Source organism: Vreelandella halophytica (genome assembly GCF_968193635.1).
In genome coordinates, this window is sequence record NZ_OZ309107.1 from 1,831,501 (window position 1) to 1,842,866 (window position 11,366).

The following is an 11,366-nucleotide window of genomic DNA, read 5'->3' on the forward strand; positions in this document are numbered from 1 at the left end:
GCCGCGCTCGGCGCCTGGCCCGCCTTGAATGCACGGGTTTTCCATGCATTCGTCTTCGATGCCGACTTTTTCAATAAATTCGTTTTCCATACAAAAGGGCCGCCCTTGGGCGGCCCTTTAGCGCGGCAAAAAAAGCGTGGCTTACGCTTTCTGGTAAGCGGACACGGATTTTTCGATGGCTTTGCGCGCGGCGTCTACGCCTTCCCAGGACTCGACCTTCACCCACTTGCCTTTTTCGAGATCCTTGTAGTTCTCGAAGAAGTGCGCGATTTGCTGGCGAAGCAGCTCAGGCAGGTCAGTCACTTCATGGATGTCGTCATAAAGCGTGCTGAGCTTGGGGTGCGGTACGCAAACCAGCTTGGCGTCTTCGCCGGCTTCGTCGGTCATGTTGAGAATGCCCACCGGACGAGCGCGGATGATGCTACCCGGCGCGACGGGGTGCGGCGTCACGACCAGTGCGTCGAGGGGGTCGCCGTCGTCGGCCAGGGTGTGGGGAATGAAGCCGTAGTTGGCCGGGTAGAACATCGGAGTGGCCATGAAGCGGTCAACCAGCAGCGCGCCCATGTCTTTATCGATTTCGTACTTGATCGGGGCGTGGTTAGCCGGAATTTCGATCGCCACATAAATATCGTTGGGCAGATCCTTTCCAGCGGGGATGTGGTCGAAGTTCATTTGGAGTCCTTAGCTTGGCTTTTAACGTACGGAGTCTAAGCGATTGATGTATTGCGCAATTGCGACAAATTATACGAATAAGACCGCAGAATTACCAATTCAACGTCGGCCACGCGCTAAATTTCCCCGGTTTTAACTTGAAATGCAAAAGCGTTATTCGCCTCGAGGCGGCCAGCCGCGTTGACGATCACCGACCATTGGCGGGCATCGCTGTGCTTACGCAACGTGTATGATAACGCCTATCGATAGGGCGCTTGGCGGTTGGCGCCTCTTTTTTTGATATTTCACGCCCGCGGCCAAGGAGGATGAATTGGCGCACGCTCAATTACTGATCAGCTACGGCCAGGCGTTTGTTGCCCCGGACCGGCGAAAGCATCGAAGCTCCATGTCGGTAAGCGTGCCGGACACCCCCTTGCTCAACACCAAGGGCGCCTGCGCGGTGATCAGCGATTCGCTTTCGCGCAATACCATGGCGAAACAGGCGGGGGATTTGAGCGTGCGCGGCTTCATGGCCGACTACTACTCGACGCCGGAGCACTGGGATATCAAAACCTCGGCGACCAGGGTGATGCTCGCTCTCAATAGCTGGTGCTATAGCCAGAGCCAGCACGTCAAAGAGGGCAGCTTCGTCTCGTCCATGTCGGCGATGATTTTCAAAGCCGGTGAGGCCAACCTGTTTCATATGGGGGACACGCTGGTCTTTCGCTTGCGCGGTGCCGAGTTCGAGCAACTCACCCGCGATCACGTCACCGACGTCGGCGGCTACCGCTACCCTTCGCGGGCACTGGGTATGGATGGCAGCCTGGATATCGACTACAGCCTGATCAATCTAAAGCAGGGCGATTTCTTCGTGTTCACCACCCAGGGCGTTCGCGGCACGCTGATGCCCTCGGACTACGTGCGCCTGATTCGCGAAGACGCAAGCGACCTGGACGCCGCCTGCGAGCGGCTCGCCAGTGAAGCCAAGCAGCGCGCCCAGGAACGCGGCTACGGCGGCGACCAGTTCTGCTTTCAGATTCTGCGCATCGACGAGCTGCCCGAGGAGACCGAGGATGACCCGGCGCTCATCTACGGCGACCTGCCCATTCCGCCGGAGCTTTCCCCCGGTCAGCGCCTCGACGGCATGGAAGTCGAACGCGTCCTTTCGCGTAATGCGCAGTCGCGGGTCTATCAGGTGCGCGATATCAACTCCCAGCGGCGTATGGTCATGAAGGCGCCAAGCCCGGAGCTTTCGCTACGCAACGCCTATCTCGAACATTTTCTGCTTCAACAGTGGGTGGTGGAGCGGGTCAACTCGCCCTTCGTGGTCAAGGTGATCGACCCCTCGCGGCCCCGGCGCTACCTTTACTACCTGATGGCGTATATCGAAAGCGAAACGCTGCGCGAGTGGGCGGACCGCCACCCTCAGGCAAGCCTCAAGCAGCGCCTGGACATCGCCAACCAGCTGGGTAAGGCGGTGCAGGCGCTGCACCACCGGGACATCATTCACCAGCAGATCACCCCGGACAACGTTTTGATCGACCAGCACGGCCAGGTCGTACTGGCGGACTTCAGCGCCTGCCACATGCGCGATATGGAGGGGCATCGTAACTCCGGCGAGCTGTTGCGCCAGGTCGGTTTTAACGAGCACACCGCCCCGGAATACGCCCTGGGCGATAGCGTTGGACGGCGAAGCGATCAGTACTCGCTGGCCTCGACGGTCTACTGGCTGCTGACCGGGACGCTTCCCTATAGCCTCACCCCCGACCGGCTGCGCAGCCACACCGACCTGGAATCCCTTAGTTATAAAAGCGCGCGTAGCGCGACGCCGGAAATTACCCCGGCGCTGGACGATGCGCTGCGGCGTGCGCTGGACCCCCAGCGAGCACTGCGTTTTAGAAAGCTATCGGAGCTTTTACACGCGCTGCGCGTATCGCTTGGCCGGGTGCCGGTGCGCGACGAAACCCGCCGCGAGCCACGCCGATTCTGGCAGGGGGTGGCGGGTATTTTGCTGTTGCTCCTCGTGCTCTCCTGGCTGCTGCGATAGTCCGCTGTAGCGGTCACACTGAATAGTCAGCCACTAAAAAGCCGGGACGATGTGAGCATCGCCCCGGCTTTTTTTTACCCGTTAACGCTTAAAGCGAAAAGGCGGGTAGTTTTTGCTCGACCTTGGCAAGCTTCAGCTTGGCGACTTTCGGCAGACCATTTTCGAAGGGCGGGAAATCCTCACCCTGAATCAGCGGCGAAAGATAGTCGCGGCAGGTTTGGGTAATGGCAAAGCCGTTATCGGAGATGAAGTCCCGCGGCATGAACTTCTCCTGGTTGGCGACCTGGGAAAGCGGCGCGGAGATCACGTCCCACTGGTAGGGCGTTTGCGAAATGCGGCGAATGGCCGGCATCATCGCGTTCTTGCCTGCCAGCGCCAGGCTTACCGCTTCGCGGCCTACGGCGTAGGCTTGTTCCACATCGGTTTTCGACGCCAGGTGGCGCGCGGCGCGCTGCAGGTAGTCGGCCACCGCCCAGTGATATTTGTAACCCAGGTCCTGTTTCACCATGCCGGCCAGTGTTGGCGCCACGCCGCCGAGCTGGCGGTGGCCAAAGGCATCGGTGTTGCCCGCATCGGCCAGGAAGGTGCCGTCTTCGTAGCGCGCGCCCTCGGACACCACGATCACGCAGTAGCCGTACTTCTTCACGCTTTCATCGACTCGCGCCATGACGGCTTTACGGTCGAAAGCGATCTCCGGAAAGATCACCAGGTGCGGCGGCTCGCCTTCGCCTTCCCCCGCCAAGCCTCCGGCGGCGGCGATCCAGCCCGCGTGACGGCCCATTACCTCGAGAACGAACACCTTGGTCGAGGTGGCGCACATGGACGCGATATCAAGCGAGGCCTCGCGGGTCGAGGTGGCGATGTACTTGGCCACGCTGCCAAAGCCCGGGCTGTTATCGGTGATTGGCAGGTCGTTATCCACGGTTTTGGGTACGTGGATCGCGGTGAGCGGGTAGCCGAGCTTCTCGGAAAGCTGCGAGACCTTGAGGCAGGTATCGGCGCTGTCGCCGCCGCCGTTATAGAAGAAGTAACGAATATCGTGGGCCTTGAAGACCTCGATCAAGCGCTCGTACTGTTTTCTATGGGTCTCGATGTCCTTGAGCTTGTAGCGACACGAGCCGAAGGCGCCACCCGGGGTGTGCCTAAGGGCGGCGATCGACTCGTCGCTTTCCTGGGAGACATCGATCAAATCTTCGGTGAGGGCACCGATGATGCCGTTATGGCCGGCGTACACTTTGCCAATCTGGTCGGGGGCCTGGCGGCAGGCCTCGATAACGCCACAGGCGCTTGCATTGATGACGGCGGTGACGCCACCGGACTGGGCGTAGAAGGCGTTATGCTGAGCCATGGAAACCTTTTAACTCCTGATTCGGATGGGGTGAGGCGTTGCCGGCTTTTGAAACCGATACCAATCGAGTCATATCGGCCGGAGTTTACCGTAAAGCGGTTTTAACTGCATCACGGGTTACTCCGATGTATCCAGGTCTTGCTCCTGAAGCGCAAGGCGCCAGCCCCCCAGGTCCTTGTAACGGTTGACCATGGCGCAGAACAGCTCGGCGGTGCGCTCGGTGTCGTAGCGCGCCGAGTGGGCAGCCTTGTTGTCGAACTCGATGCCCGCTGCCCGACACGCCCGCGCCAGCACCGTTTGCCCGTAGACGAAACCGGCGAGGGTGGCCGTGTCGAAGCTCGAGAAGGGGTGGAACGGGCTTCGCTTCACGCCGCAGCGGTTGGCGGCGGCGTTCAAGAAACCGTGATCGAAGGCGGCGTTGTGGCCCACCAATATGGCGCGTGAGCAGTTGTGCGCTTTGACCGACTTACGAATCGGTTTGAAAATCTCGCTCAGTGCTTCTTCTTCCGAGAGCGCGACCTGCTGGCGCAGCGGGTCGTCCAGGTTGATACCGGTGAAATCGAGCGCTGATTGCTCGACGTTCGCCCCCTCGAAAGGTTTGATGTGGTAGGCGTAGGTCGCATCCGGCAAGAGGTTGCCGTCGGCGTCCATCGTGAGCGTGACGGCTGCAATCTCGAGAACCGCATCACGTTGGGCGTTGAATCCACCCGTTTCCAAATCGATGACGACCGGTAAATAACTGCGAAAACGTTGGGCCATCAATTCACGGGCTATTGCCTCGCTCATGCAGCTCTCCTTAAAAGCGAGTAGTCGGTAAAGAGTAGCGGCAGGCTACCGCTAACAGTGGCTTGATTCTAGCAGCTTTGAACCGGCGGCGTCGTTGACGGTGTTCCCGAGACTTTGAGAGCGCTATACTCAGGGTTTAACGAATTCGTTAAAGCCCGGGTGTTTAAGAGCGGGCTTTGCTAAACCAAAGGAGTCGAGAATGTCCGATGTCAAAAAGGTTGTGCTGGCCTATTCAGGAGGGCTTGATACATCCGTGATCGTTAAGTGGTTGCAAGAGACCTATAACTGTGAGGTCGTGACCTTCACAGCCGACATCGGTCAAGGTGAAGAAGTCGAGCCCGCCCGCGCCAAGGCCGAGGCGTTAGGTGTTAAAGAGATCTACATCGAAGATCTGCGCGAAGAGTTCGTGCGCGACTACGTCTACCCGATGTTTCGCGCCAACACCATTTATGAAGGCGAGTACCTGCTCGGCACTTCGATCGCCCGCCCGCTGATCGCCAAGCGCTTGATCGAAATCGCCAACGAAACCGGCGCCGATGCGATCTCTCACGGCGCGACCGGTAAGGGTAACGACCAGGTGCGCTTCGAGCTGGGCGGCTACGCGCTCAAGCCTGGCGTCAAGGTCATCGCGCCCTGGCGCGAGTGGGATCTGACCTCGCGTGAGAAATTGATGGCGTATTGCGAAGAGCACAATATTCCGGTCGATTTCTCCAGCAAGAAGAAGAAATCCCCGTACTCCATGGACGCCAACCTGCTGCATATCTCCTACGAAGGCGGCATTCTGGAAGACCCCTGGGCGGAAGCCGAGGAAGACATGTGGCGCTGGAGCGTATCGCCGGAACAGGCGCCGGAAACACCGACCTATATCGAGCTGACTTTCGAGAAGGGCGATATCGTCGCCATCGACGGCCAAGCGCTCAAGCCCCACGAAGTGCTCGAAAAGCTCAATAAAGTCGGCGGCGACAACGGTATCGGCCGTCTGGATATCGTCGAAAACCGCTACGTGGGCATGAAGTCGCGCGGCTGCTATGAAACACCGGGCGGCACCATCATGCTGCGCGCCCACCGCGCCATCGAGTCACTGACTCTGGACCGTGAAGAGGCACACCTGAAAGACCAACTGATGCCCAAGTACGCCGAAGTGATCTATAACGGCTACTGGTGGAGCCCGGAGCGGCGCATGCTGCAGGCCGCCATCGACGAAACCCAAGGCAATGTCTCGGGCGTGGTGCGTTTGAAGCTCTATAAGGGCAATGCCATCGTCGTGGGTCGTCAGTCCGAGCAGTCGCTGTTCGATGAGTCGATCGCTACCTTCGAAGACGATGCCGGCGCTTATGATCAAAAAGACGCGGAAGGCTTTATCAAGCTGAACGCGCTGCGTCTGCGTATCGCCGCAGGCAAAGGACGTAAGCAAAGCTAAACGTTTGGCGGCCAGCGCGGCTGGCCGCTTTTAGCGGCAAGACGTCGTTTTCAGGTAACGGTTCAGGATAGCGCCATGTTTAAAAAACTGCTTTCGATTCTAACGGGCAGCGGCGATCAACCCGCCGCCGGGGTGTCGCCCGCCGAGCCCGTTCAGTACAAGGAGTACGCCATCGTCTCGACGCCGGACCCGCAAAGCGGCCAGTACCGGGTGAGCGGCACTATCAGCAAGGCGTGCGATGATGGTCAAACCCGTGAGCACCGCTTCGAGCGCTCGGACATGCTGCCCGCGCGCCAGGCCTGCGACGACATGATGGTGACCAAGGCCAAGCGCTATATCGACGAGGTTGGCGAGGCGATGTTCGACCCCGACCCGCGCCACGCAAGAGACCCTAACGTTTAGGATTTGGCACTACTGTTTAGAGTGTTATCCACCAGGGACCGGGCTTGTGCAGCGGCTCCCAGCAAAAGAGAGTCCGAAAGCCCGTTCAAGAGGTTGCCACTCTCGGCGGACTCCACATCATTGAGCAGCATCCCCATTGCGCCCTTGCGCTCGACCAGCGCCTCAAAAAACATGGGGCCCAGCGAAATCTCTTTCATCAGCGTGCTTAGATCGATATTCAAAATGATCGGCATGTGCGATAAGAGCCCGAGTATGAACCCTTCTTCGTCGTCCAGTTTTCTTTTGCGCGCGACTTGCTCGCAGGCCAGCGCCTTGGTCAGGCCGTTAATCAGGTTCAGCTTGTTGGCCGGACTATTATTAGCGAGCAGGATAATCGTCACCATCATTCTCAGCTCGTTAATACCCAGAAGCTGAATGCAGCTATTGAGCTTATAAGAGGGCTGCGCGAGCGCATACCATGCCGAGTTGGTGCGCCTTAATACTGCATCGACCATACTCGGGTCCTGAGCAATCAGGGACCGGATTTCCGAAATACTGACATCGGGCTTATAGAGTTTCGCGATGAGCCGCAGCTGATAGGCTTTTGGGGATGAGCGGCGGATGTTGCGCGTTTTTTGGGTGGTCGGGCGCTCGTAAAAATAGCCCTGAAAAAGCGAGACCCCAAGCGCTTTGAAATGCTCGAACTCCTCCTGGGTCTCCACCCGCTCGGCCAAAAGCGTGACATTGTGCGCTTTGAGCGATGCGATCATTTCGTTTGAAATACCGGATGAAATATCCAGTTTGATAATGTCGCAATAAGGCAACAGCGATTCGTGATTTTGGTCCGTCTGGAAGTCGTCGATGGCCAGCGTGTAGCCCTGCGCTTTCAACCCCGCCAGGGCTTGCTTGACTTCCGGCGTGGGCGGCGTGGTTTCAAGAATTTCGAGCACGACTTGATTGGCCGGGAGCGCGTGCAGGTCCGGGTTGAGAAGCCACTGTTCGGAGACATTGATGAACAGTTTGCGCGTGCCGCAAAGCTTGTTTAAGCCTATTTCGTAAATAGCGACGGCGCAGGCCCGGGCGGTTGCCTGTACGTCGTCATCGATATGCGCTTCCCGGTCGTTGAAATGACCACGATAAAGTAGCTCATCGGCGACGTGGTTGAGATGGGCATCGACGATAGGCTGGAGTGCGATCGTATAGCTTTTGGAAGCCACATCGAGTGCGCTGCTTGGCATTAACTTATGGCTCCCAATTATATGGCCTGTGTGGCCGGGAATGTTAGCTTAAACTCTCCCCCCGTGCTAGTTACCCTACAGCGAACGAACCAGCGAATTTGCAAGCAAAGTGGCTTTTAACCCTCGGCTCGAAATTAGAGAACGTCTATAAACTACCGTCCTGGCGGTCCAGGGCGCTCGCCTGGAAAACGAGAAGCTCGGCGAGCGTATGAATGTTGCGCGCTTTTAGCCGAGTAACCATCGAAAGCCAAAGCTCGGCGGTTAGCTGAGCGTCGCCCAGCGCCGTATGGCGGGCGTCCTGGGGGATTGCCAGCGCGTAGCGCTTGGCCTGGGACTCCAGGTCGTGGCCGGATAGCGCGCTGTCCAACGCTTTGGAAATCAACAGTGTATCCAGCACCGGCTGGGTCGGCCTGGCGCCCGCTTGGCTCAGCGCGAGCAGGTCGAACGAGGCATTGTGCGCCAGTAGCACGGCGTTTTGGGTGTAGGCATTAAACGCATCGAGCACCACGCTTGCAGCCGGTGCGTTTCGTACGTCGTCGTCGCGGATGCCGTGAATGGCGGTGCTCGCGGCGGGGATCGGGCGAAAGGGGTTGATGTAGCGGTCGAACACGTCGTTGGCGAGCAGCCGGTTGTTGACGATTCGGCAGGCGCCAAGGCTTAACAGCGTATCGCCGCCGCGAAGGTCGAGCCCCGTCGTTTCGGTGTCGAAGGCCACGATATCGAGCTGCTCCAGGGCGCGCTCGAACGGCGCCGCCGCCGGTGTTTGATCGGCGATGGCGAAGTCATGAAACTCCGGGCGGGGAGACGCAGACGGCCTGGGAGCGCTCTGGCGGCGCGAGCGCTTGAACGATACGCATAGCCTGGCGTGCTTGCCGTCCGCGTCGTTCTCGCTCCAGAGCGTGCTTTGGTGAATGAGCAGGACGTCCTCGACACTGGGCGCCAGGGGCAGCGTCTCGATGACTTCGTTTCGCCAGTTCGTTAGCGTTGTCGCCTCGATGGCAAGCCCCCGCCAGATGAAAGCGAGCCAAACGCCGTCGTGGGTGTTGATCAGCTCGCCTTCGAAGCCGCATCGGGGCAGCTCACCGTGCAGCTTTTTAACCAGCGTATCGAACAGGGCGATGAGCGATGGCTGGTGGCCCTTGAACCAGCCGGGCACGCCGATGGGCGTTATCAGGGGGCGTGCCGGATCCAGCTGTTCGTCCAGCGCCTGCCAGAACGCGTTCGACCAGATCGAGGTCAGCCGCTCGTTGACGAAATCCGGGTCTTGCCACAGCGCTCTCAACTCGCCAAGCGCCGCGGGCGGCGTGGTTTGCTCGATGCCCTGCAGCAGGGTATTGATGTTTTTTCGCACCCCCAGCTCGTTTTGCCAGGCGCGGGTCACATCCTTGAGCGTTACGACGATTTCACCGGTGGAATGGGCAAGCCGGGTTAAGCTAACCGACAGGATGCGCTCGGTTTGGCGCGTTAGCACTTCCCGGGAGAAATCCCCGTTCGAGGCGGGGGCCGCCATCAACGCGTCGAAGCGTGCGCCAAGCGCCGGGTCGGGGATCAGGCTCTTGAGCTCTTTGCCCAGTCCCAGGCAGTAGGGCGAGACGAAAAGCGCCTCCGCCGCCTGATTGAAAAGTAACAGCCGACGGTGCTGGTCGAACACCAGAATGGGCGTGGCCAGGCGCTGTAACAGGTTTTCGAGTTCCCGGCGAACCCGTGCGGTTTCTTGTGCTCCTTCCTGGCGCGCGCTTTGCAGCCGAGCCCGGTCGACGCGCCACTGCTCGGCGATCTGGCTCACGTCCGGCCCCAGGCTTGCAAGCCAGCCGCTCGGGGGTTCGATGGTTTTATCCGGGTGGGCCAGCAGTTTGGCAAGCTCGCCATGAAGGGTGCGCAGCGGCGTCAGCAAAAAGCGCTCGAGCCCATAGCCCACCGTCAAGAGCGTGACCCCGCCGGACAGCGCGCACAGCCACATAAGCGCCCGCGGCAGGGGCGGAAGCACAAGTTGGCTGTCGAGCCAGGCCGCGAACACGGCGCCGCCCAACAGGCTAATACCCCCGAGCAGCAGCCAGAGCCCTACCAGCCGCTGGGGTGTAGGCAGGCCTTTAACCATGGTCAGCGCCCGCGTGGCGGCTGGCGCTCGAAAGCGCTAAACGTAACAAATAAATAGACAAGCGCTGAGTCCTTTGTCGGCGAAGGTGGCTGGGCGCCGGCGTATCGAACCCGGCTGTTGGAAGTTTAAGCTGTTGGAAGTCTATGTAGATACGCGCTATCCGCCTAGGCGACCTTGGTGCAAACAGCCGTTCTCTTTAGTGCTTTGTGGCGCGAAGCGAGTTGATATACTGGCGGGTCTTCAGGGCTTGTCCGAAAAGCCGGCGGTACGGGTATCGTTCAGGCAGGGCCTGGCAAGCGCTTAGCCAACAGGGTTTTAAATGCGGGTACTGTTACTCTCGGCTTACGAGGCGGTTAGCCACCGCTACTGGGCAGACCAGTTGATCGCGCGCTTTGATGATCTGGACTGGACACGGCTTAGCCTGGCGCCACGCCACTTTGCCTGGCGCATTCGCGGTAATCCCATGAGCTGGTGGCTCAAAGAGCACGCCACGCTGAGCCAGTCTTATGATGTGGTGCTGGCCACCTCTGTGGTGGACCTGGCCACATTGGTCGGGCTTTTTCCTCACCTTGGGCGGGCGCGGAAGATCGTTTACTTTCACGAAAACCAGTTTGCCTACCCACCGTCGAGCGCCCAGCAGCATCACGTCGAAGCGATGATGGTCAATCTCTACGCAGCGCTTGGCGCAGATGAAATCGTATTCAACTCGGCCTATAACCGGGACTCGTTCATCGACGGCGCCCGGGCATTTTTGAAAAAGATGCCGGATAACCTGCCCGCCGCCGCGCCGCTGGAGGCGCTTCGACGCCGCGCGTGGGTGTTGCCGGTGCCGATTGCGCCGCTTGAGCAAACCGCCACGGGAGGGTCGCCTTCAAAGCGGATTATCTGGAATCACCGCTGGGAGTATGACAAGAACCCGGACGACTTCTTTAACGTGCTTTTCAAGCTAAGCGAGGCGGGAGTGGCCTTCGAGCTTGCGGTGGTAGGCCAGCGCTTTCGCGACGAGCCGGCCATTTTCGACGAGGCGAAAACGCGCCTAAAAGAGCATATCGTGTGCTGGGGCGCGCTCGAGCTTTCAAAATACCGGCAGCTTTTGGAGCAAGGCGGCATCGTGGTCTCCACGACCTGGCACGAGTTCCAGGGCCTGGCGATCATGGAGGCCGCCCAGCAGGGCGCACGGCCGCTGGTGCCCGACCGGCTCTGCTTTCCCGAGCTCTACCCGCAAGCATACCGCTACGATGGAACGCCCCAGGGGCTTTATGAGCGTTTAAAAACGTGGCTAACCGACCCCGAGCGCCGCCCAAAGCGGCTGGATAGCCACGCCTGGGAGTGGCCCCAGTGGCAGGCGCGCTACCAGGCGCTTTTGTACGGGCCGCCAGCAACGAGCGAGTAGCCGC

General features: G+C 59.6%; 9 protein-coding genes. 4 read left to right on the forward strand and 5 right to left on the reverse strand.

The window, feature by feature from the left end; translation table 11 throughout:
* Nucleotides 1–141 precede the first annotated feature (141 nt).
* Entirely contained in the window at nt 142–672 is a 531-nt protein-coding gene (ppa, locus tag ACWHXT_RS08580; RefSeq protein ID WP_447528774.1) for an inorganic diphosphatase, read from the reverse strand.
* 310 nt (nt 673–982) lie between these two features.
* On the opposite strand from ppa, the gene ACWHXT_RS08585 reads away from it, so the two are divergent.
* A complete protein-coding gene (locus tag ACWHXT_RS08585; RefSeq protein ID WP_447957949.1) occupies nt 983–2,698 on the forward strand; it encodes a protein kinase domain-containing protein in 1,716 nt (571 codons plus the stop codon).
* An 88-nt stretch (nt 2,699–2,786) separates the two neighbouring features.
* On the opposite strand, the gene ACWHXT_RS08590 is transcribed toward ACWHXT_RS08585, so the two are convergent.
* Nucleotides 2,787–4,046: a 6-phosphofructokinase gene (locus tag ACWHXT_RS08590; RefSeq protein WP_447528776.1), complete on the reverse strand. Its 1,260-nt coding sequence runs from the start codon at nt 4,044–4,046 to the stop codon at nt 2,787–2,789.
* A gap of 117 nt (nt 4,047–4,163) precedes the next feature.
* On the reverse strand, nt 4,164–4,832 hold the full coding sequence (rnt, locus tag ACWHXT_RS08595) for a ribonuclease T (protein WP_447929058.1): 669 nt from the start codon (nt 4,830–4,832) through the stop codon (nt 4,164–4,166).
* Nucleotides 4,833–5,031: 199 nt separating this feature from the next.
* On the opposite strand from rnt, the gene ACWHXT_RS08600 reads away from it, so the two are divergent.
* Nucleotides 5,032–6,252: an argininosuccinate synthase gene (locus ACWHXT_RS08600; RefSeq protein WP_447929059.1), complete on the forward strand. Its 1,221-nt coding sequence runs from the start codon at nt 5,032–5,034 to the stop codon at nt 6,250–6,252.
* Nucleotides 6,253–6,327: 75 nt separating this feature from the next.
* Nucleotides 6,328–6,654 (forward strand): HlyU family transcriptional regulator, encoded by a 327-nt coding sequence (locus ACWHXT_RS08605; RefSeq protein WP_447957950.1) that lies wholly within the window; start codon nt 6,328–6,330, stop codon nt 6,652–6,654.
* Here the strand turns inward: ACWHXT_RS08605 and ACWHXT_RS08610 are convergent.
* Both ACWHXT_RS08610 and ACWHXT_RS08615 read right to left on the reverse strand, forming a co-directional pair.
* Nucleotides 6,651–7,871 (reverse strand): EAL and HDOD domain-containing protein, encoded by a 1,221-nt coding sequence (locus ACWHXT_RS08610; protein WP_447929061.1) that lies wholly within the window; start codon nt 7,869–7,871, stop codon nt 6,651–6,653. The genes ACWHXT_RS08605 and ACWHXT_RS08610 overlap by 4 nt on opposite strands.
* Before the next feature lie 145 nt (nt 7,872–8,016).
* The gene (locus ACWHXT_RS08615; protein ID WP_447929062.1) at nt 8,017–9,969 is read right to left on the reverse strand and encodes an exonuclease domain-containing protein; all 1,953 of its coding nucleotides are present in this window, start codon (nt 9,967–9,969) and stop codon (nt 8,017–8,019) included.
* A gap of 319 nt (nt 9,970–10,288) precedes the next feature.
* Here ACWHXT_RS08615 and ACWHXT_RS08620 point away from each other — a divergent pair, with 319 nt between their 5' ends.
* Nucleotides 10,289–11,362 carry a tRNA-queuosine alpha-mannosyltransferase domain-containing protein gene (locus ACWHXT_RS08620; protein WP_447957951.1) on the forward strand — a complete coding sequence of 358 codons (1,074 nt, stop codon included), beginning with the start codon at nt 10,289–10,291 and terminating at the stop codon, nt 11,360–11,362.
* The last annotated feature ends 4 nt before the right edge of the window (nt 11,363–11,366 follow it).

Bases quoted from the DNA above. Each gene is read 5' to 3' on its own strand.
- ppa (WP_447528774.1), bottom strand. From the start codon at position 672: ATGAACTTCGACCACATCCCCGCTGGAAAGGATCTGCCCAACGATATT.
- ACWHXT_RS08620 (WP_447957951.1), top strand. From the start codon at position 10,289: ATGCGGGTACTGTTACTCTCGGCTTACGAGGCGGTTAGCCACCGCTAC.
- ACWHXT_RS08615 (WP_447929062.1), bottom strand. From the start codon at position 9,969: ATGGTTAAAGGCCTGCCTACACCCCAGCGGCTGGTAGGGCTCTGGCTG.
- ACWHXT_RS08610 (WP_447929061.1), bottom strand. From the start codon at position 7,871: ATGCCAAGCAGCGCACTCGATGTGGCTTCCAAAAGCTATACGATCGCA.
- rnt (WP_447929058.1), bottom strand. From the start codon at position 4,832: ATGAGCGAGGCAATAGCCCGTGAATTGATGGCCCAACGTTTTCGCAGT.
- ACWHXT_RS08590 (WP_447528776.1), bottom strand. From the start codon at position 4,046: ATGGCTCAGCATAACGCCTTCTACGCCCAGTCCGGTGGCGTCACCGCC.
- ACWHXT_RS08600 (WP_447929059.1), top strand. From the start codon at position 5,032: ATGTCCGATGTCAAAAAGGTTGTGCTGGCCTATTCAGGAGGGCTTGAT.
- ACWHXT_RS08605 (WP_447957950.1), top strand. From the start codon at position 6,328: ATGTTTAAAAAACTGCTTTCGATTCTAACGGGCAGCGGCGATCAACCC.